Raw genomic sequence first — 21295 nt, 5'->3', positions numbered from 1 at the left:
GATGGCCCAGACCCTCGTCCCGACGCTGACGCAGCGGGTCCGGCGCGTGCAGGCACGCGGCCGGACCCGCTGGTCGGCGGTCGTCGTGGCGGTCGCGCTCCTCGTCGCGGCACCGGTCGTGGCCATCCTGCTCGAGGTCAGCACCCACTGGCCCGACTCCCTGCCGACGCAGCTCCCGCACATGGTGGTCACCACCCTGGCGCTGATGGCGGCGGTCGGCGCCGGCTCGCTCGCGCTCGGCGTCGGCCTGGCCTGGCTGGTGACGGCCTACACGTTCCCGCTGCGCAACGTCTTCGTGTGGCTGCTGGTCCTGCCACTCGCGATGCCGGCGTACATCCTGGGCTTCGTCTTCCTCTCGACGTTCGACGCCGCCGGCCCGGTGCAGCAGTGGCTACGCGGCCTCGGGCTGGACGTGCAGTTCTCGGTCGCCTCGCTCGCCGGCTGCGCCGTCGTCATGTCGCTGACGCTCTACCCCTACGTCTACCTGATGGCGCGCGCGGCCTTCGCGGAGCAGGGCCGGGCGACGTACGACGCGGCGCGGACCCTCGGGGCCAGCCGCCGCCGGGCCTTCTACACGGTGCTGCTCCCGCTGGCGCGCCCGTCGCTGGCCGCCGGCCTGGCGCTGGTGATGATGGAGGTGCTCACCGACTTCGCGACGGTGCAGTACTTCAACGTCCAGACCGTCTCCTACGGCGCGTACATCGTGTGGAAGGGCAAGTACGACTTCGCGGCGGCCACCCAGCTCGCCTCCATGGTCATGCTCTTCGCAGCGGCGGTCATGGTGGGGGAGCGGCTTCTCCGCGGCCGTGCCCGCTTCACGCAGGGCGGCCGTGGCACCGGGCTGCAGGCGGTCCCCCTCGGCCCCGTCCGCGGCCTCCTCGCGTCACTGCTCTGTGCCGTCGCGCTCGCCGTCGCCGTCTTCGTGCCGGTGGGCCGGCTGCTCGGCTGGGCGCTGCAGCCCACCCACAAGACGGCCGAGGGCGTCTTCAGCGCCGACTTCGGGCAGGCCCTGGCCAACTCGCTCGTGATCGCCGCCCTGGCCGCCCTCGTCTGCGTCGTCGTGGCCCTCCTGATCGGCCACGCCCTGCGGCTCGGCGGCGGCCGGATCGTCAGGGCCTGCGCCCAGCTGACCACCTTCGGGTACGCCGTCCCCGGCGCCGTCGTGGGCATCGGCACGCTGCTCGTGCTCAAGACGCTCAACGACGGGGTCAGTGCGCTCGGCGTGCCCGGCGGCCTCGGCCTGCTCGCGACCGGCTCCGTCTTCGCGATCCTCTTCGCCTACGCCGTGCGGTTCCTCGGGCCGGCCTACCAGGCCGTCGACGCGTCGTACTCCAAGCTGTCGGCGTCGATCACGCAGGGTGCGCTGTCGCTGGGTGCCCGTCCGATGCGCGTGCTGCGCACGGTCCACGCCCCGCTCGTGCGCCCGGGCATCGCGGTCGCCGCGGTGCTCGTGGCGATCGACGCCATCAAGGAGCTGCCGCTGGTGCTGATGCTCCGGCCGGTCGACTTCACCACCGTCTCGGTGTGGGTCTACTCTCTCGCGACGGAGAACCTCTGGAACCTCGCGGCCCTGCCGGCGCTGATCATCGTCGCGCTGGCGGTCATCCCGGTGTTCCTGCTCTTCCGCCAGGTGTGGTCCTCCGACCGTGCTGCCCGACGACGCCTCGAGGAGGACCGATGAGCACTCCTGCGCTGGTCTTCGAGTCCGTCGCCAAGAGCTACGGCCGCACGCAGGCAGCGGTCGGGCTCGACCTCGTCGTCGAGCGCGGCGAGATCGTCACGCTGATCGGTCCGTCCGGCTGCGGCAAGTCGACGGCGCTGCGCCTGATGGCCGGGCTCGAGCGTCCCGACGCCGGCCGGATCCTGGTCGCCGACGAGGTCGTGGCCGGCCCCGGCACCTTCGTGCAGCCGGAGAGCCGTCGCGTGGGGATGGTCTTCCAGGACCACGCGCTCTTCCCGCACCTCAGCGTCGAGCGCAACGTCGCCTTCGGCCTCTCGGGGCTCCCGCGCGCCGACCGTCGGGCCCGCGTGCAGGAGGTGCTCGAGCTGGTGCGGCTGGCCGACAAGGCCAAGCGCTACCCGCACGAGCTCTCCGGTGGTGAGCAGCAGCGCGTCGCGCTGGCCCGCGCCCTGGCGCCGCGGCCCGCGGTCGTGCTGCTCGACGAGCCGTTCTCCTCGCTCGACGAGAACCTGCGTGCGCAGGTCCGCGCCGAGCTGGTGGGGGTGCTCCGCTCCACCGGGACCACGGCCGTCTTCGTGACCCACGACCAGACCGAGGCGCTGTCGATCGGCGACCGGGTCGTGGTCATGCAGTCCGGCCGGATCGAGCAGGCCGACACCCCGCAGCGGGTCTTCGAGCAGCCGGCGACCCGCTTCGTGGCGTCCTTCATGGGAGACGCGGACTTCCTTCCGGCGCACGTCCACAAGGCGCTGCTCACCTGCGAGATCGGCGTCGTCTCCACCGTCCCCGGGTGGGGCAGGGCGGACACGGACGTCGAGGTCGTCCTGCGACCGCACGAGGTCGCGCTGACGCCGGCGCCCCGTCGTACGGGAGAGGGGCCGGTCGTCATCGCGGTCGAGTACCACGGTGCCTTCGTCCTGCACACCGTGCGGCTGGCCTCCGGGCGCACGCTGCGCTCGTGGCAGCAGCACGCGGTCCGCTACCCGGTCGGCACCCCCGTCGACGCGAGCGTCGTCGCGGGAGTCACGCCGACCCTGATGGTCGGCGACCACGCGGTCGTCGCGCCTCCGGCCGCTCCGCCGGTCTCCTGACACAATCGCCCGCGTGGACACGCTGACGCAGAGCCAGCCGGCGCCGGGCCCCTCGACCCCCGGGCGGTCGACACTGCCGCCCGGTGACACCGCCGCCGATGCTGCCCGGCGCACGGCGCTGCGGCGGATGCGCGCCGTCGCGCTGTCGCTGCTGGTCTTCGCCGCCGTCGTCTACACCGCGACGCTGGGACGTGACGGCCTCCTCGGCTTCGTCAACGCCGGTGCCGAGGCGAGCATGGTCGGCGCGATGGCGGACTGGTTCGCCGTGACCGCCCTGTTCCGGCACCCGCTGGGCCTGCCGATCCCGCACACGGCGCTGATCCCGAAGCGCAAGGACGAGCTCGGTCGGGGGCTCGAGGAGTTCGTGGGGGAGAACTTCCTCCAGGAGGCGATCATCCGGGACCGGGTGACCTCCGCCGAGCTCAGCCGCCGGGTCGGCACCTGGGCGGTCGACCGGGCCAACGCGCGCAAGGTGGTCGCCGAGACGATGGACGTCGCCGCGATCGCCCTCGGCAAGGTCCAGGACCACCACATCACCGACCTCGTGGAGATGGCACTGGTGCCGCGCTTCCGGGAGGAGCCGATCGCTCCCATCCTCGGCACCTTCGTGACGGAGGCGGTCCGTGACGACCTGCACCACGGCCTCGTCGACCTCGCGCTCGAGGAGCTGCACGGCTGGCTGGTCCACAACCCGGAGACGTTCGCGGACGTGCTCATGGAGCGTGCCCCCTGGTGGGCCCCGGAGCGGCTCAACGAGCTGGTGACCGAGCGGCTGCACGTCGAGGCCGTGCGCTGGCTCGGGGACATCCGCCAAGACCCCCGCCACCGGGCCCGGAAGGCACTCGACTCGATGCTGGCCCGTCTGGGCGACGACCTGCTCACCAACGCCTCGACCCAGCAGCGCGCCGAGAGCTTCAAGCTCCGCGTGCTCGACCACCCGCAGTTCACCGCCACCGCGATCTCGCTGTGGACGGCGTTCCGCAACGCGCTGGCCGGCGCACTGCAGGACCCCGAGGGACCTCTCGCCCAGCGGCTCGAGGAGGAGGTCGTCGCCTTCGCGAAGCGCCTGCTCGCCGAGCCCGAGCTGCGCGCCCGCCTCGACGGCTGGGCTGCGGACGCAGCGGTCTTCGCCGTCAGCCGCTACGGCTCCGAGCTCACCGCCGTCATCACCCACACCATCGAGAAGTGGGATGGCAAGGAGGCGGCCGAGCGCATCGAGCTGCACGTGGGCCGCGACCTGCAGTTCATCCGGATCAACGGCACCATCGTCGGCGGCCTGGTCGGCGTGATCATCCACGCACTCACGGTCCTCGTGCACTGAGCGGCCCTGGGCTGGGGGAGAATGGCCCCATGAGCAGCAACCTTCCCGAGCGGCCGCAGCAGCGCCGTCCGCGGCACCTGATGGACCCCAACGCGCTGCCGGTGCGCCCGGCGTCGTACGACGACGCGTCCGTGCGCCGCGTCCAGCGCTGGGTGATGACCGCGCTCGTGGTGACGGTCGCGATGCTGCTCGCGGTCGGCTGGATCGCGATCGCCGGCACCATGGTGCACAAGACGCCCGGCAAGTGGGTGCTGCTGGCCAACGCGGCGGCCTTCGGGGTCGCCGGCATCGCCGGCGGCCGCGTCATCCACCAGAAGTCGTGGATCTCGCCGTGGCTGCTGCTCGGCTTCGTCCCGTCCGTCGTCGGCGCTGCGTGGGTGCTCGGATGAGGCTCGGGCTGCGCCGCGGAGGCGCGTCCAGGGGCCCGGAGCCGGTCGACGTCGCGGTGCGCGAGGACGTCATCCGGCTCGGGCAGTTCCTCAAGCTGGCCAACCTGATCGACACCGGGGCGGAGGCCAAGGAGGTCTGCCCGGCAGGCCTGGTGAAGGTCAACGGCGAGGTCGACACGCGACGTGGCCGCCAGCTCGTCGACGGCGACGTCGTGGAGCTGCGTGGTCAGGCCGCGCGGGTCGTCGCCGGCGTCGCCGAGGACCTCCCCGACGACCTGCCCTGGTGAGGTGCCCCCGGGTGGTCCGGCCCGGGTCGCCCGCCGGCGCCGTCTAGGCTGGGCCCATGAGCCAGAAGCCCGAGGTCGAGTTCGTCGACCCCACCCAGACCTACACCGACCTCGTCATCACCGACCTCATCGAGGGTGACGGCGACGAGGCCGTCGCCGGCAAGAACGTCGCGGTCCACTACGTCGGCGTCGCGCTGTCCACCGGTGAGGAGTTCGACGCGTCCTACAACCGCGGTGCGGCCTTCCAGTTCCCGCTCGGTGGCGGCCGCGTCATCGCCGGCTGGGACCAGGGCGTCCAGGGGATGAAGGTCGGCGGCCGTCGCCAGCTCGTCATCCCGCCGCACCTCGGCTACGGCAGCCGCGACCTCGGCGTCATCAAGCCCAACGAGACCCTGATCTTCGTCGTCGACCTGCTCAAGGTCGGCTGACCCGCACGCGCACGAAGCGCCCGTCTCCCGTCCGGGAGCCGGGCGCTTCGTCGTTGCGTGTGCGCTAGCGGAGGGCGTCGTCCTGGCAGGAAGCCTCGGGATGTCCGCCGAGCCGGAACACGGGGTCAGCCTCCGCCCGGCCGGCGTTCCACTCCAGCCAGTCATCGCCCGAGCCGCTGCGGCCCGCGAGTGCGCAGTCCCGCTGCGCCGTGGGCAGCGTGGTGAACACCGGCACCGCGTCGTCGGAGAGCCCCTGGAGGTAGGTCCAGTCGACCTTGCCGCTCTGCTCGAGGCGGTCCAGGTTGTGCCGGGCGATCCACGCGTCCGGGTTGAGCAGCGCGAGGCCGAGCAGCACCCCCGCGCCGGTGAGCAGCGCCGTCCGCGGGAGCCACGCGGCGCGGAGGGTGAGGCCAGCGGCCATCACCGTGACCACGAGGAAGCCGAGCCAGCCCTCGAAGACGTCGACGAGGAGGCGCAGGCGGCTGAAGCCGTAGGCGTCCTGGTAGAGGCCCATCCGGTAGAGGGCCGATGCCACCACGACCAGGGTGGCGAGGCAGAGCAGGCCGAGGGAAGCTCGCAGCCAGGCACGGTCCGACGCCGTCACGACCGGCGCCTTGTGTGCCGCAGCCCAGACGACGAGCAGCGTGAGCACCGTCGCGAAGGTGAGCTGCCCGAACCCCTGGTGCACGTACTCGGCGTATGTCAGGCCGGTGGTGCGCCGGAGGTAGTCGTGGCCGCCGAAGACGACGGTGGCCTGGGCCGCCAGGAACGCGACGAAGACCGCGTCGACCAGCAGGACCGGCGCCAGCCACTCGAAACGGTGGGCAACGGGACGGACGGTCGGGGCCGGCCCGGAGACCTGGGGCGGGTTGATGCCGAGGTACGTCGCAGCGAGCACGACGCCGGACACGAAGAAGGCGAAGAAGATCCGTGGGACCACCGTCTCCAGGCCGAGGTCGGGCACCAGCGCGTCGGTCCACTCGGCGAACACGGCGTCGGCGCTGGCGAAGAGCACGCCGAAGATGGCGAGGCCGAGCAGCGACCACAGGACCGTGCGGGCGATCGCAGCGCCGTTGCCGACGCTTCCCAGCGCGCCGAGCGTCCGGCCCAGCAGCGGAAGCCCGCGCAGGCCCGCCAGCGGCCACGAGACCGCCGCGAGCACGAACGACGGGAGCGTGCGGCCGTGGGTCAGGCCGGCGACACAGAGCGCAGCACCCGCGAGCAGGCACGGCACCACGATCCAGTCGGCGTCGCGGATGGTCGGGACGAGGGAGAGCGCGGCGCAGAGCGCGGCGCACCCGAGCGTGAACGGCGTACGCCGGTGCCGGGCGAAGGCGAGCACGGAGCCGCCCGCCGCGAGCAGCACCAGGGTCGTGCCGAGACCGAAGTCGCGGTCCGGGACGACGATCGCCGCGAGCACGCCGACGGTGAGCGCGGCTGCGAGCGCCCTGACCTGCGGGGCAAGGCCTGCCTCGGGCCAGAAGCGGCCGAAGAGGTCGTCGATGGTCGGGGCCGGAGGGACGGCCGGGATCGGCGGCGCCTGGACGGGCGTGGGCACGGGGACCTCCTGGGGTCGTGCGTCGAGGACGTGGGCCGGCAGCGGGACCGGACGCTCGCCGGGTGCGCGGGGCAGGTCCACGCGCACCAAGGCGCCCGGGGTACCGGCCGGCGGGTCGATGAAGGCGATGGAGCCGCCGTGCAGGTCGGTCACCCACCGGGCGATGGCCAGGCCGAGGCCCGTGCCGCCGCCGCTGGCGGTGGCCGGGTCGGTCAGCGTGCCGAAGCGCTCGAAGACGTGCTCCCGGTCCGGGGGCGCGATGCCCGGACCCGCATCCTGGACCTCGAGCCGCCACCCCTCCGCGACGGCGTACGCCGACAGGGCGACGACGCCGCCCACGGGGCTGTGCCGCACGGCGTTGTCGAGCAGGTTGGTCACGAGCTGGCGCAGGCGCGCGGGGTCGGCGTCCACGACGAGGTCGTCGGGTGCCGCGACGCTGAGGGTGACAGCGCGGCCGGTGCCGGCTGTGGCGTCCTGGACCTCGGCAGCGACCTCGTCGAGCAGCTCCTCGACGCGGACCGCGGCAACGGCGAGCGGTGCCTTGCCAGCGTCGACGCGGGCCAGGTCGAGCAGGTCGCCGGCGAGGGTGGAGAGGCGCTCGGCCTGCGCCAGTGCCGCCTGCAGCGCGTCGGGTGTGGCCGGGGAGACGCCGTCGGCGAGGTTCTCCAGCAGGGCGGTCAGGGCGGCCAGTGGCGTGCGGAGCTCGTGGCTGACGTTGGCGACCAGGTCGCGACGCTGGCGGTCGACGGCGGCCAGGTCGGCGCTCATCCGGTTGAACGCCCGCGCCAGCTGGCCCACCTCGTCGTTCGAGGTGGCCGTGACCCGTGCCGAGTAGTCGCCGGTCGCCATGCGTCGCGCCGCCTCGGTCATCTCGCGCAGCGGGGAGGTCATCCCCACCGCGAGCAGCTGGGTCACGCCGAGTGCCAGCGCGAGCGTGACGGGCACGCTCACCCAGGCGGCGACCCCCGCGTCGCGGCCCAGCGAGACGACGAGGATGGCGACGACGACGCTGGCCAGGATCAGCAGGCCGAGCTTGACCTTCACCGACCGGACCGCGTCGAGCATGCGGGGGACGGTGCTCATCGCGACACCGCCTCCAGGGCGTAGCCCACCCCGTGCACGGTCCGCACCCGGTCGACGCCGATCTTGGCGCGCAGCGCCTTAACGTGGCTGTCGACGGTCCGTGTGCCCGACGCTCCCGGCCAGCCCCACACGTCGGCGTACAGGCGCTCGCGTGTGAGGACGGTGCCCGGTGCTGCCGCCAGACACACCAGCAGGTCCAACTCGGTCGGGGTGAGGTGCCGCTCCTCGCCCTCGACCCAGACGCGGCGCGCGGCTCCCTCGATGCGAAGGTCACCGACGGTCGTCTCGGCGGCGGGAGCCGCCGCTAGTGCCGCAGCACGCTCGACGCGACGCAGCAGCGCCGCGACGCGGGCGACCAGCTCGCGCATCCGGAAGGGCTTGGTCAGGTAGTCGTCGGCGCCCACGCCGAGGCCGACCAGGACGTCCTCCTCCGCGTCGCGGGCGGTGAGCATGAGCACCGGGACAGGGCGCTGGGCCTGGATCCGGCGACAGACCTCGTGACCGTCGAAGCCCGGGAGCATCACGTCGAGCACGACGACCTGCGGCGCGTGCTCCTCGAACGCAGCCACAGCCCCGGGTCCGTCGTACGCCCTGACGACGGCGTAGCCCTCGGCCATCAGGCGGTCGGTGACGGCCTGGTTGATCACCGGCTCGTCCTCGACGACGAGGACGCAGCGGGCGGCGACGGGCGGGGGAGTGCTCGACATGCTCCGAGCGTAGGAGCGCGGGAGGTCAGGAGGTGCGCACGACGTGTGAAGGAGTTGTGCAGGGTCGCGCAGGTCGTGCGAGGACTCAGGTCTGGTGCACGTAGTGGTCGAGCTGGTCGCGCTCGAACTGGAGCTGGTCGATCTTGTGCTTGACCAGGTCGCCGATGCTGACGATGCCGACGCAGGCCGCCCCGTCGGTCACCGGGATGTGCCGGAAGCGGCCGTTGGTCATCACCTCGAGCACCTCGTCGAGGTCATCGCCGGCCTCACAGGTGCGCACGACGGTGGTCATGATCGCGGAGACCACGTTGTTGATCACCGTGCCGTCGCTGTGCAGCCGGCGGACGACGTCGCGCTCGGAGACGATGCCGGAGATGTGCTGGCCGTCGGGACTGACCACGACCGCGCCGATGTTGTGGAGCGCCAGCAGGGCCAGGAGGTCGCGCACGCCCGCATCAGGGGCGATCGTCACGACTGCCTGGTCCGCCTTGCTGCGGAGTACGTCGCTGATCTGCATCCGGTGCCTCCTCGCAGTGACCCCCGGATCACCACGCTAGCCCTGCGGGCGGCGGCTGAACAGGGCGACGCTGCCGGGTACCCGCTCACTGTCGGGGTCGGTGTCGTCGTCGACCGAGCCGAGGAACGCCAGGGCGGCGTCGTGCAGGTGGCCGTTGGTCGCGACGGCGTTGCCGCCCCACGGACCGTCCTGGCCGTCCAGCGAGGTGAACCGGCCGCCGGCCTCGCGGACGATCACGTCGAGCGCCGCCATGTCGTAGAGCTCGAGCTCGGGCTCGGCCGCGATGTCGACGGCGCCCTCGGCGACCATCATGTAGCTCCAGAAGTCGCCGTAGGCGCGGGTGCGCCAGACCCGGCGCGACAGCGAGAGGAAGTCGTCGAGCTGTCCGCGCTCCTCCCAGCCCGCCAGCGAGCTGTAGGAGAACGACGCGTCCTCGAGCCGGCGTACGTCGGAGGTGTGGATCTGGGTGGCCTTCATCAGGTTGCGCCCGGTCCAGGCGCCCTGGCCCTTGGCCGCCCACCAGCGCCGCTGGAGCAGGGGAGCGGAGACCACGGAGAGCACGACCTCGCCGTCGACCTCGAGGGCGATCAGCGTGGCCCACACGGGGACGCCGCGGACGAAGTTCTTGGTGCCGTCGATCGGGTCGATGATCCAGCGTCGCTGGCTGTGGCCGCTCGATCCCTGCTCCTCGCCGACGATGGCGTCGCGGCTGCGCGCGCGGGAGAGCGTACGGCGGATCGACTCCTCGACGGCCTGGTCGGCGTCGCTGACCGGGGTCAGGTCGGGCTTGCTCATGACGTGGAGGTCGAGCGCCTTGAACCGGTCCTGCGTGATCGAGTCGGCGTCATCGGCGAGCACGTGCGCGAGGCGCAGGTCGTCGGTGTAGTCGTCAGCCATGGCTACAGGTTATGGGGTCGACGTCACGGGCCGGCGACGCGTGCCCGCCAGTCAGGCTTTTGTCAGGAAACGGTGGATACGGTGCATCTCGTGACCATCTCCGGAATCCCGCTCCACCCGCTCGTCGTGCACGCTGCGGTGGTCTTCGCACCCACCGCCGCCCTGGCTGCCCTCGCGTACGCCGTCGTGCCCGCAGGCCGTGCGTGGCTGCGCCACGCGGCCGCGCTGATCGCGGTGGTCGCGGCAGGGGCGGTGCAGCTGGCCGCGATGACCGGAGACAGCCTGGCCGCCAGCCTCGGCGGGGCGAACCCGCTCGTCCAGACGCACGAGGCGTGGGCCGGACGGCTGCAGGCCGCGGCCTGGGTCCTTGCCGCGATCGCGGTCGTGGCGTGGTGGGCTCTCCCGGTCCGGGCCGTGCGCGGTGCTCACGGCGGTGTCCTGCTCGGCCGCCTGGTCACGGTGCTGCTGCCGCTGGCGGCCGTGGCGGTCCTCTACCTCGTGGTGATGACCGGGCACTCGGGCGCGGAGGCGGTCTGGAAGGGCGTCGGGGCCTGACCCCGGGGCCTCAGCCCGGGTGGTCGGCGCCGCCCTCGCGCGAGGCGAGCAGGCGGCGGAAGGACTCGACCCGCTCGGCGTCCGCCTGCCCCGACGCGACCGCGTCGTCGAGCCCGCACTCGGGCTCGCCCGCACCGTGCGTGCAGCCCCGCGGGCAGTCCTCGGTCATCTCGTCGAGGTCGGGAAACGCCTCGATCAGCATCGACGGCTCGACGTGCGCCAGGCCGAAGGACCGGATGCCCGGGGTGTCGATGATCCACCCGGCCTCGTCGGGAAGCTCGAGGAGGTAGGCGCTCGTCGACGTGTGACGTCCGCGGCCCGTGACCGCGTTGACGTGGCCCACCTCCCGGCCCGCGTCGGGCACGAGCGCGTTGACCAGCGTCGACTTCCCGACCCCGGAGTGGCCGACCAGCACGCTCGTGTGGCCCTCGAGCACCTCGCGGACCTCGGCGAGGTCGCCACCGCGCTGCGTCACGACGTAGGGCACGCCGAGGGAGCGGTAGGTCGACAGCAGGGTCTCGGGGTCACGGAGGTCGGCCTTGGTCAGGCAGAGCACCGGCTTCATCCCCGACGCGTACGCCGCGACGAGGGCGCGGTCGATCAGGCGCGGCCGGGGCTCGGGGTCGGCGAGGGCCGTGACGACCACCAGCTGGTCGGCGTTCGCGACGATGATCCGCTCGACCGGGTCGTCGTCGTCGGCCGTGCGGCGCAGGGTGGTGACGCGCTTCCGGACCTCGACGATGCGGGACATCGTGCCGTCGTCGCCGGAGACGTCACCGACGACGCGCACCCGGTCGCCGACGACGACGCCCTTGCGTCCCAGGGGCCGTGCCTTCATCGCGTAGACCAGCCGACCGTCGACCAGGAGGGTGAAACGGCCCCGGTCGACGGTGACGACGAGGCCGTCGACCGCGTCGTCGTAGGTGGGCCGGTCCTTGGTGCGCGGCTTGGTACGACGACGCGGGCGCTCGTAGTGCTCGTGGTCGTGCTCGGTGTACCGCTGCCGTCCGCTCATCGCCGCCCGACCGTCAGAGCAGCCCGGACCAGAAGGTCGCGAAGTCGGGGAAGGTCTTGGACGTGGTGGCGACGTTCTCGACCTCGACGCCGTCGACCGCGGCGCCGATGATCACGCCGGCATGGGCCATCCGGTGGTCGGCGTAGGTGTGGAAGACGCCACCGTGCAGGGGAGCGGGCCGGATCTCGAGGCCGTCCTGCAGCTCGGTCACGTCGGCGCCGAGCGCGTTGAGCTCGGTGGCCAGGGCGGTGAGCCGGTCGGTCTCGTGTCCGCGGATGTGCTCGATGCCGGTGAGGCGCGACGGGCTGACGGCCAGCGCGCACAGCGCGGCGATCGCCGGGGCGAGCTCACCGACGTCGTGCAGGTCGAGGTCGACGCCCTGAAGCGCGTCGGGGCCCTCGACGGTGAGCCCGTCGGCGTCCAGCGAGACCGTGCAGCCCATGTCGGCCAGGACCTGGCGCAGCGCGTCGCCGGCCTGGGTCGTGCGCAGCGGCCAGTCGCGCACGGTGACGGAGCCCCCGGAGACCGCCGCGAGCGCGAGGAAGGGCGCGGCGTTGGAGAGGTCGGGCTCGATGGCCAGGTCGACCGGGGCGACGCGGCCGGGCGCGACGGTCCAGCGATCGGCCTCGGAGTCGTCGACGGCGACGCCCTGGGCACGCAGCATCTCGACCGTCATCTCGATGTGGGGCAGCGACGGCACCGGCGCACCGACGTGCCGCACGTCCACGCCCTTGTCGTAGCGGGCTCCGGCGAGCAGCAGCGCACTGATGAACTGCGAGGACTTCGAGGCGTCGACGGTGACCTCACCGCCCGCGACCGCGCCGGTGCCGCGCACGGTGAAGGGCAGCCGGTCGCCGTCGGTGATGTCGATGCCGAGGCTGCGCAGGGCCGCGAGGATCTCGCCGACCGGGCGGTTGCGCATGTGCTCGTCGCCGTCGAACGCGATGGCGCCCGTCGACAGGGCGGCCACGGGTGGGACGAAGCGCATCACCGTGCCGGCCAGGCCGCAGTCGACCTCCGCGTCGCGGTCGAAGGCTCCGGGGGTGACCGTCCAGTCGTCGCCGCTCGTGTCGACGGCCGCCCCGATCGAGGTCAGCGCCGCCGCCATCAGGAGCGTGTCGCGCGACCGCAGCGCCCGGCGTACGACCGAGGGGCCGTCGGCGATCGCGGCGAGGAGCAGTGCACGGTTGGTGAGCGACTTCGACCCCGGGAGCGAGACCGTCACGTCGACGGGCGCCAGGGCGCGTGGAGCAGGCCAGGGGTCGGTGATCGTCACGGGGAGAAGGGTATCGACAGCACTCAGATGCACAGTCCGCCAGCGCCCACGATGCAGCCTGCTGCGGTCGAGGTGTCGTTGGTCGGATCGGTGTCGGTGAAGCTGGTGCTCGTCAGCGTGGCCGTGAGGCTGGGGAGCAGCGCGAGGGCATCAGCCTTGAACTGCGCCTCGGTGAGCAGTCCTGTGTCCGTGACCGTGCACGACCATGCATCGCCGGTGTCGGTACATCCGGTCGGTACGTCGGACTGCGGTGTGAGTCCCTGCCAGCTGATGACCACGGTCGCGGTCTGGCCGGTCGGCACACCCGTTGCCGTGATGCTGAAGCGCCGCTTGGGGTCGCCGATCCCGTTGCTCGGCAGGAACACCACCGAGACGGAGGCGTCACCGGTCACCGGCGGGGCCGTCGGCGCCGGCTCGAGGTGGATGGTCGTGGAGTTGTCGCTCGGGTCGGGATCGTGGATGCCGCTCGACGGGACCAGCGTGATGGTCAGGTCGTGCGCCACGTCGTCGGTCACGGTCGCGGTGAGGACGAGGTGGTCACGGGTCCTGGTCAGGAGGCAGTCGTCGTCCTCGCAGGACACCTCGAGCCCGGGACTGGACGGAGTCGTGGTCGTCGCAGCGAGGTACTGACGCATGGCCGGGCGTGGGCTGGCCGGCGCCGGCTCGCTCCAGGTGACGGTCACGCTCTCGCCCGCCGGGATGCCCGACACCGCGATGTCGACCGTCGAGGTGCCGCTCGCATCGGGGGCGCTCACCGTGCCGGCGGTCACGACCACGTCGGCGGTGGTCGGCGTGGGTGTGGGAGTCGGCGTGGGCGTGGGCGTCGGGGTGGGCGTCGGCGAGGAGGTGGTGGGCGACGTCGTGGGCGTCGGGCTGGCCGTCGCGGTCGAGGTGGCCGTCGGCGTGGTCGAGCTGCTCGTGCGCGGCGCGGTGGACGAGGAGGAGGAGGAGGTGGTGGTCGGTGCGGTCGACCGTTCGTCGGAGGACGTGGACGGCCGTGTGGTCGAGGTCGCGGCAGGCGGCGGAGCGTCGGCCTGCGGAGACGAGGGCTTGTCGCCACCCGACTGGAGCGCGAAGACGGTGGCTGCCGCGATCACGCCGGCCGCGGCCACGCCGGCGGCTGCCGCGGTCGCCGGCCCGTTCGAGCTGATGCCGTCCTTGATCCGGTCGAAGAAGAGCACGACCGCGCCCTTGGTGGCCGCGCCGGCGGTCGCGAGGTAGCCGACGCCGGCGCTGCCGAGCAGGAGCGGGGCCAGGATGGCGGCGAGGTTGTTGTTGACCTCGCTCAGCTCGAGGTAGATCGCCATGCACTTGCGGCACTCGTCGATGTGCTTCTCGACCTTGCTCGCGTCACGGTTGCTGATGCCCTTGCGGATGTAGCCGCCGAGGTGCTGGTGCGTCCACGCGCAGGCGTCGTCGTCGACCTCCATGGCGTGGGAGTTCAGGAACGCCTGGCGCAGGCCCTCGCGGGCGCGGTAGGCGAGGGCCGAGACCGAGTTGGGCGTCATCCCCAGGAGCGCTGCCACCTCAGCGGGCTTCTGGCCCTCGACCTCGGTGTGCCAGAGGACCGCCTGCCACCGCTCGGGGAGCGAGGCGAACGCCTTGGCTGCCGCGGCGCTCTCGAACCCCTCGACCGCCGTGTCGCGGAACGGGACGCCGGGGTCGAACGCCTCCATGTCGTCGGTGGAGTGCAGGCGCGAGGTCGCCCGGATCCGGTCGACGTGCAGGCGGCGGATCGAGGTGAGCAGGTAGGCGCGGAAGGCGACATCGGGTCCGCCGCCGCCCTGCAGCACACGGAGCACCTTGGCGAACGCGTCGGAGACCAGGTCGTCGGCGTCGGCCGCGCCCACCAGCTGGCGGGCGAGTCGCCGGGCTGCCTCGACGTGTCGCTCGAAGAGCGGACCGTATGCGGAGACGTCACCACCACGGACGGCCGAGATGAGCTCGGCATCGCCCGTTTCCTGGAGCGTCAAGGTGTCGGTCACGTGTGCTCAACGATCGGATCGCGGATGTATGACGCCAATCCTATGTGGCGGACACCGTCTCCGGGATGTTCCGGAAATTCGTCGCCGAATCCGCGTCATGAACCGCGTGGGCCCCCGTTTCACCGGTGTTCGAGGCCCGCATGACGGGGGCGGGCCTCGCATGACTTCAGTGGAGCAAGACACAGAGGGGAGCAACCGTGGGGCTGTTGACGACACGACGCCGTGGCCACACGGGCGGTCCCGAGGCAGGCCGGGAGTTGTCCGAGCAGGTGCGCGCCGCATTGCCGCGCCGGTTCGAGGCTGTCGGGGAGGTCCTGGCCTCGGGATCACGCTCTCTGGAGGCGTACGACGTCGTCGGGCGCCGGCTCGCCCAGGACGGCGCTGCCCTCGACGAGGTGCTCGACGCGCTCCGCCAGACGTCGCAGGCGGTGCTCGGCGCCGATCCGTCGTACGACGCCGTGCGTGCGATCAGCGTCGCGTGGAGCGAGGGCACGCTCGCCTACCTCCACCAGATCTCCTGCGAGGACCCGCTCACGGGTCTGGCCAGCCTCGCCCACGTGCGCAGCCGGCTCGCCGAGCTCTACCGGGCGGCGGCGCGCAGCGGCGGCGACGTGTCGCTGCAGCACGCGCTCGTCGTCATCGACATCCCCGAGACCGTCGAGTCGCTCGCGGCTCCTGACTCCGGCTTCTCCCGCACGCTGAGGCTGGCCCGGGTCGGCCAGTCGGCGGGCACTGTCTTCAACGGTGCGGAGACGATCGGGCGCCTCGGCGTCCGCCGTGTCGTGGCTGTCGTCGAGCGCGATCCGGTTCTCGGGCGCCGGGTCGCGCTCGTACGCACGCTGCTCGCCTCGGCCGACTTCCCCACGCGCGTCTGGATCGAGGGCCTGCCCGGCTCCGACGAGGTCGCTGCGCTGCTCCTCGACGAGCTCGCCCGCTAGGGCGCACCCAGCCCTCTCGGGATGGATCGGGCCGACCGCACCTGACGGGGGGATGCGGCCGGCCCGAGTCATGTCAGGGCGTGGTCGTATCGTCACGGACATGTGTGGTCGCTATGCCTCCTCCCGGCGCCCGGACGAGCTGATCGAGGAGTTCGACGCCGTTCCCCACCTCGACGAGGAGATCACTGCGTCGTGGAACGTCGCTCCGACCGACCCGGTCTACGCGGTCATGGAGCGTCCCAAGGACGAGGAGCGCCAGCTGCGCGCCGTCCACTGGGGCCTGGTCCCGTCCTGGGCGAAGGAGCGGTCGATCGGCACGCGCATGATCAACGCGCGGCTCGAGACACTTGCCGAGAAGCCCGCGTTCCGCCGCGCCCTCGCCGTACGCCGCTGCCTGGTGCCGGCGGACGGCTACTACGAGTGGTACCCGACCTCCGAGCTCGATGCGAGGGGCAAGCCGCGGAAGCAGCCGTTCTTCATCCGCCCCGCGGACGGGGGAGTGCTGCCGATGGCGGGCCTGTACGAGATCTGGCGCGACCCGGCCCGCGGTGAGGACGACCCGGGGCGCTTCCTCTGGACCTGCACCGTCATCACCACCGAGGCCACCGACGACGTGGGGATGATCCACGACCGCATGCCGCTGATGGTCGAGCGTGACCGCTGGGACGACTGGCTCGACCCGACCGCCGCCGGCGCGGAACTGCTCAACCTGCTCGAGCCGGCGGCGCCCGGACGGCTGACGGCCTATCCGGTGTCGTCCGCTGTCGGCAACGTCCGCAACAACGGGCCGGAGCTCGTCGCGCCGCTTCCCCTGCAGTCGTGACCTGTGGGCATGATGGTCGCGTGAGCGAGAGTCGCACGTACGAGACACCGGGCGGTCCTGCGCGGCTCGTCGCCCATCGCGCCAAGCGTCCGGTGGCCACGCTCCTCCTCAGCCACGGCGCCGGCGGTGGCATCGACGCACCGGACCTGAGTGCACTCGCCGGCCACCTCCCGGGGCAGGGGATCAGCGTGCTCCTCCTGGAGCAGCCCTGGCGGGTCGCCGGACGGAAGATCGCAGGCACACCTGCGTCCCTCGACGTCGCCCTGAACGCCGTGGCCGACCAGATCCGCCCGCGGAACCCGCTCGTCGTGGGCGGCAGGTCGGCCGGCGCCCGCTCGGCGGCGCGCTGCGCCCGCGGGCTCGGCGCCAGCGGATGCCTCGCCCTCGCGTTCCCGCTGCACCCGCCGGGCAAGCCCGAGAAGTCGCGGGTCGGGGAGCTGACCGGGTCCCGCGTACCCACGCTCGTCATCCAGGGAGAGCGCGACCCCTTCGGCCGGCCCGACGAGTTCCCCGACGGCACCGAGATGGCCGTCGTCCCTGCGGCCGACCACTCCTTCAAGGTCCCGAAGTCGGCACCGCTCTCGCAGGAGGAGGCGTTGTCCGTGGTGGTCGAGGCGACGCTCGAATGGGTCGTGCGGGAGATCGCACGCGGCTGACGCGTCCGGCGACGGAGGAAGTCGGAAGAAATCGGGCACAGCCGCCGTTGAGCATCGACGTGAACGCCGTACTCGACCGCTCGTCGCTGAGCGCTGACCTATTCTGGGAGGCGATGACTGACGTGGTTCCTGACAACGAGACCGAGGCCGAGCGATCGCTCCGCTTCGAGCGAGACGCCCTGCCCTACCTCGACCAGCTCTACTCGGCGGCGCTGCGCATGACCCGCAACCCGGCCGACGCGGAGGACCTGGTCCAGGAGACGTTCGCGAAGGCGTTCGCCGCGTTCCACCAGTTCAAGCCGGGGACGAACCTCAAGGCCTGGCTGTACCGGATCCTGACGAACACCTTCATCAACAGCTACCGCAAGAAGCAGCGGGAGCCGAAGCAGTCGATGTCCGAGGACGTGGAGGACTGGCAGCTCGCACGCGCCGAGTCGCACACGTCGTCGGGGCTGAAGTCTGCTGAGCACGAGGCGCTCGAGCACCTCCCCGACTCCCAGGTGAAGGACGCGTTGCAGCGCCTGCCCGAGGAGTTCCGTCTGGCTGTCTACCTCGCCGACGTCGAGGGATTCCCGTACAAGGAGATCGCGGAGATCATGGACACTCCGATCGGCACCGTGATGTCGCGACTGCACCGCGGTCGCCGCCAGCTGCGCACGCTCCTCGAGGACTACGTCCGCGAGAACGACATGTTCGGCCTGACCCGTGAGGAGGTCGTGTCGTGAGCGCCCCGGAGCCCCAGGGCCAGCCCCGCACCGAGGACTGTGCCGACTACCTCGAGCGCATCGTCTTCTTCCTCGACAACGAGCTCGACGAGGCCGACTGCAGCGCGGTCCGCCACCATCTCGACGAGTGCGGCCCCTGTCTGAAGAAGTACGACCTCGAGCGCACCGTGAAGCAGGTCGTCGCCCGCTCATGCCACGAGTCGGCGCCGGAGGGCCTCCGCGCGCGTGTCCTCGTGCAGCTGCGTGAGGTCCAGGTGCGGATCACCACCACCGACTGAGGCCCTGACGGGCCGCCCCGGCTCACCCGATTCGACCCAGACGCAGTCGTCTGGGAAGATGAGCCGTTCCGCGATCGAGGAGGATCCCCATGGGCAAGACCGGCCGCAAGCGCCGCGCTCGCAAGAAGAAGGGCGCGAACCACGGCAAGCGCCCCAACGCCTGAGTCCCGTACTCAGCGCAAGCGCCCGAACCCCCGAGCACTGCTCCGGGGGTTCGTCGCATTTCAGGGGCACCTCCGGCCGAGCCGCGGCGGTCCGGACGCCGGCGTTCACCGGCCCGCCAGGCGCGGATCGGGGGACGCGCGACGGCTGCGGCGTCAGCGCGCTGCGCGGAGCTCCGGGGTGGTCTCGCGCAGTGCCTCGACGATGACCAGCAGCAGGTCGGACCGGACGGCCGGTCGCACCGGGCCGTGCGCCACCTGCAGGTAGAGGGCGCGCAGGAACGACTGTGTGTTGAAGGCCCGGCACGCGACGGCCCCCTCGGGATCGACCGCGACGGCGCCATTGGCCAGCCGGGCGATCCACGGCTCGAGGAGGCCCAGGGGGACCAGGTCGCGGGCCAGGACCGCGACGGTCGCGCGGGCGAGACGGTCCGGCTCGCCCGCGACGAGGCGGAGGCCGGTCGGCAGCAGCAGCCGGTCGGCGACCACGTCGAGGAGCACGGTCAGCTCCGGGAGGCCGAAGTGGCTCGAGCAGGCCAGCTCGGCGATGGCGTCAGCGCCGTGCGCGACGGCCAGGGCCGCCCCCTTGGGTCCGACATGGCCGCGCAGGTCGCGCTCACGGACCAGCCAGGTGGCGATCCGGTCACCCCACAGCAGCACCTGGCGCGAGGAGAGCAGCCCCGCGGCGTTGTCGCGCGCGATGCAGTCCGCCAGGACCTTCGCTGTCCAGCTGCGACGGAAGACGCTGTCGTCCTCGCTCTGGCCCAGCCCCACCTCGAGGCCGACGGCCATGCCGTCGCCCAGGCCCGCGAGGACATCGTCGTAGGCGCCCTCCTGGATCCACGTCGAGAGTCGACGGTAGGCCTCACGGATGCGCGCGACAGGGTCAGTGCTCCCGAGAAGCCCCGTCAGCTCGGCGGTCACGTCGTCCAGGGGACGGTCCGTCGGCAGAGGCGGCATGTTCCTATCGTGCCAGCGGGGTCCGACACCGTGCGAATTGGCTTCCGGGACTATCGGGGGTCGTACTCTCGGGCCATGCCGACCCTCGACGAGATCGCCCGGGCCCACACCGATCTCGACAACGACGAGCTCGCCTGGCTGCACCTGCTGGTGGCCGACTGGCAGATCGTCGCGGACCTCTCCTTCGCCGACCTCGTGCTCTGGCTTCCCGACCGCGAGGGGCGTGGGTTCTGGGCCGGCGCGCAGCAGCGGCCCACGACCGGTCCCACCGCGCTCCTCGACGACGTGGCGGGCACCTTCGTCCCGAAGGGCAGGCGCAAGCTCCTCGACACGGCGTACGAGACCGGCCGGCTGACCCGGGAGGGCGGCGACCCCGAGTGGGTCTACGACGTCCCTGTGCGGGTGGAGACGATCCCGGTGCGTCAGGGCGACCGCGTGCTCGCCGTGATCGCCCGCAACACGAACCTGCTCGGCGTGCGGACGCCGTCACACCTGGAGCTCACCTACACCCAGACGGCCGGCGAGCTCACCCGGATGATCACCCGTGGCGCGTTCCCGGTCCCCGGCCAGCGCAGCGACCACGCCGACACTCCGCGTGTGGGTGACGGCTTCATCCGCCTGGACACCGGGGGACGGGTCAGCTACGCCTCGCCCAACGCGCTGTCGGTCTACCGTCGCCTGGGCCACGCGGGCGACCTCGTGGGCCGGAATCTCGCCGAGCTCACCCGGAGCCTCGTGCCCCCGCGCGACCGTCCCGACGAGGAGACGCTCAGCGCCGTGCTCGGCGGGCTCGTCGCGCGTGACACCGAGGTCGCCTCCGACGGAGTGGCCCTGATCCTGCGGTCCCTGCCGCTCAAGCCCGACGGCGCCGCCGTCGGGGGAGTGATCCTCGTCCGCGACGTCACCGACCTCCGCCGCCGCGACCGCGAGCTGGTCACGAAGGACGCGACGATCCGCGAGATCCACCACCGCGTGAAGAACAACCTGCAGACCGTCGCCGCACTGCTGAGGCTCCAGGCCCGACGCATGGGCAACGACGATGCCCGGCTGGCGCTGGAGGAGGCCGTGCGCCGGGTCGGCTCGATCGCTCTCGTCCACGAGACGCTCAGTCACACGGACGAGGAGCACGTCGCGTTCGACGAGATCGCGGACCGGCTGGGGCGGATGGTCGCCGACGTGGGCGGGATCGGCCACGCCGTCGCCGTACGCCGGGAGGGCAGCTTCGGCGTGCTCAACTCCGACATCGCCACGCCGCTCGCGATGGTGCTCACCGAGGTCCTGCAGAACGCCGTCGAGCACGGCTATCGGCAGCTCGCCGTACCGGAGACCGACCGGGTCGGCCGGATCACCGTCGAGGCGCGCCGCCTCGTCGGCCGCCTGCGCCTCGTCATCGAGGACGACGGCGTCGGGCTCCCGGAGGGATTCGACCCGGACCGGTCGACGAGCCTCGGGCTCTCGATCGTCCGGACGCTGGTCGAGTCCGAGCTCGACGGGCAGCTCACGCTGGGGGCGGCACACGCGACAGCGACCGGCACGCGCGTCGAGATCGACGTACCGGTCGCTCAGCGGCTCGGATGAGCCGTCGTACTGCTGGGGTCAGGCGGTGCGCACGCGGGCACGCGCGTTGCGCCGCTTGAGCGCACGGCGCTCGTCCTCGCTCAGGCCTCCCCACACACCGTGGTCCTGACCGGCCTCGAGGGCCCAGGCGAGGCACTGCTCGCGCACGTCGCAGCGACGGCACACCTGCTTGGCCTCCTCGATCTGGAGGATCGCCGGGCCGGTGTTTCCGATCGGGAAGAACAGCTCCGGGTCCTCGTCGAGGCAGGCAGATTCGTGACGCCAATCCACGGCTGGGTGTACTCCCTTTGGTTTGCTGGGGTGGGCGCGAGGCCTCGGTGGAGGCGCTGACGCGCAGAGAAGATGAGGTGGCCTCGTGAATTCTTTCACGAATGCACACGCAAGGT

At 72.2% G+C, this 21295-nt stretch carries 23 protein-coding genes; 14 read left to right on the top strand and 9 right to left on the bottom strand.

What is annotated here, in order from left to right:
- Position 1: 1 nt before the first annotated feature.
- The 6 genes from Q5722_RS03255 to Q5722_RS03230 are packed head-to-tail and all read left to right on the top strand — an operon-like array spanning position 2 to position 5197.
- The gene (locus tag Q5722_RS03255; protein ID WP_305026780.1) at positions 2 to 1681 is read left to right on the top strand and encodes an ABC transporter permease; all 1680 of its coding nucleotides are present in this window, start codon (positions 2 to 4) and stop codon (positions 1679 to 1681) included.
- Positions 1678 to 2772: an ABC transporter ATP-binding protein gene (locus Q5722_RS03250; protein ID WP_305026779.1), complete on the top strand. Its 1095-nt coding sequence runs from the start codon at positions 1678 to 1680 to the stop codon at positions 2770 to 2772. The genes Q5722_RS03255 and Q5722_RS03250 overlap by 4 nt, the downstream gene beginning before the upstream one ends.
- 13 nt (positions 2773 to 2785) lie before the next feature.
- Positions 2786 to 4093 (top strand): DUF445 domain-containing protein, encoded by a 1308-nt coding sequence (locus Q5722_RS03245; RefSeq protein WP_305026778.1) that lies wholly within the window; start codon positions 2786 to 2788, stop codon positions 4091 to 4093.
- 29 nt (positions 4094 to 4122) lie between these two features.
- On the top strand, positions 4123 to 4482 hold the full coding sequence (locus tag Q5722_RS03240) for a hypothetical protein (protein ID WP_305026777.1): 360 nt from the start codon (positions 4123 to 4125) through the stop codon (positions 4480 to 4482).
- Positions 4479 to 4769 carry an RNA-binding S4 domain-containing protein gene (locus Q5722_RS03235; protein WP_305026776.1) on the top strand — a complete coding sequence of 97 codons (291 nt, stop codon included), beginning with the start codon at positions 4479 to 4481 and terminating at the stop codon, positions 4767 to 4769. The genes Q5722_RS03240 and Q5722_RS03235 overlap by 4 nt, the downstream gene beginning before the upstream one ends.
- Before the next feature lie 56 nt (positions 4770 to 4825).
- On the top strand, positions 4826 to 5197 hold the full coding sequence (locus Q5722_RS03230; protein ID WP_305026775.1) for an FKBP-type peptidyl-prolyl cis-trans isomerase: 372 nt from the start codon (positions 4826 to 4828) through the stop codon (positions 5195 to 5197).
- A 64-nt stretch (positions 5198 to 5261) separates the two neighbouring features.
- Here Q5722_RS03230 and Q5722_RS03225 read toward each other — a convergent pair whose 3' ends face one another.
- From Q5722_RS03225 to hisN, 4 genes are all read right to left on the bottom strand, one after another.
- Positions 5262 to 7838 (bottom strand): DUF4153 domain-containing protein, encoded by a 2577-nt coding sequence (locus Q5722_RS03225; RefSeq protein WP_305026774.1) that lies wholly within the window; start codon positions 7836 to 7838, stop codon positions 5262 to 5264.
- Positions 7835 to 8545, bottom strand: coding sequence for a response regulator transcription factor (locus Q5722_RS03220; protein WP_305026773.1), 711 nt, complete (start codon positions 8543 to 8545; stop codon positions 7835 to 7837). Before Q5722_RS03220 ends, Q5722_RS03225 begins: the two co-directional genes overlap by 4 nt.
- Before the next feature lie 85 nt (positions 8546 to 8630).
- Positions 8631 to 9062, bottom strand: coding sequence for a CBS domain-containing protein (locus Q5722_RS03215; protein ID WP_305026772.1), 432 nt, complete (start codon positions 9060 to 9062; stop codon positions 8631 to 8633).
- A gap of 36 nt (positions 9063 to 9098) precedes the next feature.
- Positions 9099 to 9959 carry a histidinol-phosphatase gene (hisN, locus tag Q5722_RS03210; protein WP_305026771.1) on the bottom strand — a complete coding sequence of 287 codons (861 nt, stop codon included), beginning with the start codon at positions 9957 to 9959 and terminating at the stop codon, positions 9099 to 9101.
- 90 nt (positions 9960 to 10049) lie between these two features.
- Here hisN and Q5722_RS03205 point away from each other — a divergent pair, with 90 nt between their 5' ends.
- Entirely contained in the window at positions 10050 to 10514 is a 465-nt protein-coding gene (locus Q5722_RS03205; protein WP_305026770.1) for a DUF2231 domain-containing protein, read from the top strand.
- Between the two features lie 10 nt (positions 10515 to 10524).
- Here Q5722_RS03205 and rsgA read toward each other — a convergent pair whose 3' ends face one another.
- From rsgA to Q5722_RS03190, 3 genes are read right to left on the bottom strand one after another with little or no spacing between them, the layout of a single operon-like run.
- Positions 10525 to 11529: a ribosome small subunit-dependent GTPase A gene (gene rsgA, locus Q5722_RS03200; RefSeq protein WP_305026769.1), complete on the bottom strand. Its 1005-nt coding sequence runs from the start codon at positions 11527 to 11529 to the stop codon at positions 10525 to 10527.
- Positions 11530 to 11542: 13 nt separating this feature from the next.
- Positions 11543 to 12805 carry a 3-phosphoshikimate 1-carboxyvinyltransferase gene (gene aroA / locus Q5722_RS03195; protein WP_305026768.1) on the bottom strand — a complete coding sequence of 421 codons (1263 nt, stop codon included), beginning with the start codon at positions 12803 to 12805 and terminating at the stop codon, positions 11543 to 11545.
- 23 nt (positions 12806 to 12828) lie between these two features.
- Positions 12829 to 14790, bottom strand: coding sequence for a sigma-70 family RNA polymerase sigma factor (locus Q5722_RS03190; RefSeq protein WP_305026767.1), 1962 nt, complete (start codon positions 14788 to 14790; stop codon positions 12829 to 12831).
- Positions 14791 to 14987: 197 nt separating this feature from the next.
- Here Q5722_RS03190 and Q5722_RS03185 point away from each other — a divergent pair, with 197 nt between their 5' ends.
- From Q5722_RS03185 to Q5722_RS14960, 6 genes are all read left to right on the top strand, one after another.
- Complete coding sequence (locus Q5722_RS03185; protein WP_439652471.1) at positions 14988 to 15728, top strand: hypothetical protein; 741 nt, start codon at positions 14988 to 14990, stop codon at positions 15726 to 15728.
- Between the two features lie 100 nt (positions 15729 to 15828).
- A complete protein-coding gene (locus tag Q5722_RS03180; protein WP_305026765.1) occupies positions 15829 to 16551 on the top strand; it encodes an SOS response-associated peptidase in 723 nt (240 codons plus the stop codon).
- 20 nt (positions 16552 to 16571) lie between these two features.
- Positions 16572 to 17207: an alpha/beta hydrolase family protein gene (locus Q5722_RS03175; RefSeq protein ID WP_305026764.1), complete on the top strand. Its 636-nt coding sequence runs from the start codon at positions 16572 to 16574 to the stop codon at positions 17205 to 17207.
- Positions 17208 to 17320: 113 nt separating this feature from the next.
- On the top strand, positions 17321 to 17932 hold the full coding sequence (locus Q5722_RS03170) for a sigma-70 family RNA polymerase sigma factor (RefSeq protein WP_305026763.1): 612 nt from the start codon (positions 17321 to 17323) through the stop codon (positions 17930 to 17932).
- On the top strand, positions 17929 to 18210 hold the full coding sequence (rsrA, locus tag Q5722_RS03165; RefSeq protein WP_305026762.1) for a mycothiol system anti-sigma-R factor: 282 nt from the start codon (positions 17929 to 17931) through the stop codon (positions 18208 to 18210). The genes Q5722_RS03170 and rsrA overlap by 4 nt, the downstream gene beginning before the upstream one ends.
- Before the next feature lie 89 nt (positions 18211 to 18299).
- The gene (locus Q5722_RS14960) at positions 18300 to 18374 is read left to right on the top strand and encodes a 50S ribosomal protein bL37 (protein ID WP_369759046.1); all 75 of its coding nucleotides are present in this window, start codon (positions 18300 to 18302) and stop codon (positions 18372 to 18374) included.
- Positions 18375 to 18527: 153 nt separating this feature from the next.
- On the opposite strand, the gene Q5722_RS03160 is transcribed toward Q5722_RS14960, so the two are convergent.
- Positions 18528 to 19331: a DUF2785 domain-containing protein gene (locus Q5722_RS03160; protein WP_305026761.1), complete on the bottom strand. Its 804-nt coding sequence runs from the start codon at positions 19329 to 19331 to the stop codon at positions 18528 to 18530.
- A gap of 75 nt (positions 19332 to 19406) precedes the next feature.
- Here Q5722_RS03160 and Q5722_RS03155 point away from each other — a divergent pair, with 75 nt between their 5' ends.
- Positions 19407 to 20909 (top strand): sensor histidine kinase, encoded by a 1503-nt coding sequence (locus Q5722_RS03155; protein ID WP_305026760.1) that lies wholly within the window; start codon positions 19407 to 19409, stop codon positions 20907 to 20909.
- A gap of 18 nt (positions 20910 to 20927) precedes the next feature.
- Here the strand turns inward: Q5722_RS03155 and Q5722_RS03150 are convergent, their stop codons facing one another.
- On the bottom strand, positions 20928 to 21179 hold the full coding sequence (locus Q5722_RS03150) for a WhiB family transcriptional regulator (RefSeq protein ID WP_107699106.1): 252 nt from the start codon (positions 21177 to 21179) through the stop codon (positions 20928 to 20930).
- Between the last annotated feature and the right edge of the window lie 116 nt (positions 21180 to 21295).

Source organism: Nocardioides jiangxiensis (assembly GCF_030580915.1).
Taxonomy (GTDB): domain Bacteria; phylum Actinomycetota; class Actinomycetes; order Propionibacteriales; family Nocardioidaceae; genus Nocardioides; species Nocardioides jiangxiensis.
The sequence above is the reverse complement of the archived record's forward strand: the minus strand, read 5'-3'. Positions and strand labels throughout refer to the sequence as shown.

Coding starts and splice junctions, on each gene's coding strand:
- Q5722_RS03170 (WP_305026763.1), top strand. CDS start 17,321: ATGACTGACGTGGTTCCTGACAACGAGACCGAGGCCGAGCGATCGCTC.
- rsgA (WP_305026769.1), bottom strand. CDS start 11,529: ATGAGCGGACGGCAGCGGTACACCGAGCACGACCACGAGCACTACGAG.
- Q5722_RS03215 (WP_305026772.1), bottom strand. CDS start 9,062: ATGCAGATCAGCGACGTACTCCGCAGCAAGGCGGACCAGGCAGTCGTG.
- Q5722_RS03220 (WP_305026773.1), bottom strand. CDS start 8,545: ATGTCGAGCACTCCCCCGCCCGTCGCCGCCCGCTGCGTCCTCGTCGTC.
- Q5722_RS03180 (WP_305026765.1), top strand. CDS start 15,829: ATGTGTGGTCGCTATGCCTCCTCCCGGCGCCCGGACGAGCTGATCGAG.
- Q5722_RS03250 (WP_305026779.1), top strand. CDS start 1,678: ATGAGCACTCCTGCGCTGGTCTTCGAGTCCGTCGCCAAGAGCTACGGC.
- Q5722_RS03155 (WP_305026760.1), top strand. CDS start 19,407: ATGCCGACCCTCGACGAGATCGCCCGGGCCCACACCGATCTCGACAAC.
- Q5722_RS03160 (WP_305026761.1), bottom strand. CDS start 19,331: ATGCCGCCTCTGCCGACGGACCGTCCCCTGGACGACGTGACCGCCGAG.
- Q5722_RS03240 (WP_305026777.1), top strand. CDS start 4,123: ATGAGCAGCAACCTTCCCGAGCGGCCGCAGCAGCGCCGTCCGCGGCAC.
- hisN (WP_305026771.1), bottom strand. CDS start 9,959: ATGGCTGACGACTACACCGACGACCTGCGCCTCGCGCACGTGCTCGCC.
- Q5722_RS03225 (WP_305026774.1), bottom strand. CDS start 7,838: ATGAGCACCGTCCCCCGCATGCTCGACGCGGTCCGGTCGGTGAAGGTC.
- Q5722_RS03230 (WP_305026775.1), top strand. CDS start 4,826: ATGAGCCAGAAGCCCGAGGTCGAGTTCGTCGACCCCACCCAGACCTAC.
- Q5722_RS03255 (WP_305026780.1), top strand. CDS start 2: ATGGCCCAGACCCTCGTCCCGACGCTGACGCAGCGGGTCCGGCGCGTG.
- Q5722_RS03235 (WP_305026776.1), top strand. CDS start 4,479: ATGAGGCTCGGGCTGCGCCGCGGAGGCGCGTCCAGGGGCCCGGAGCCG.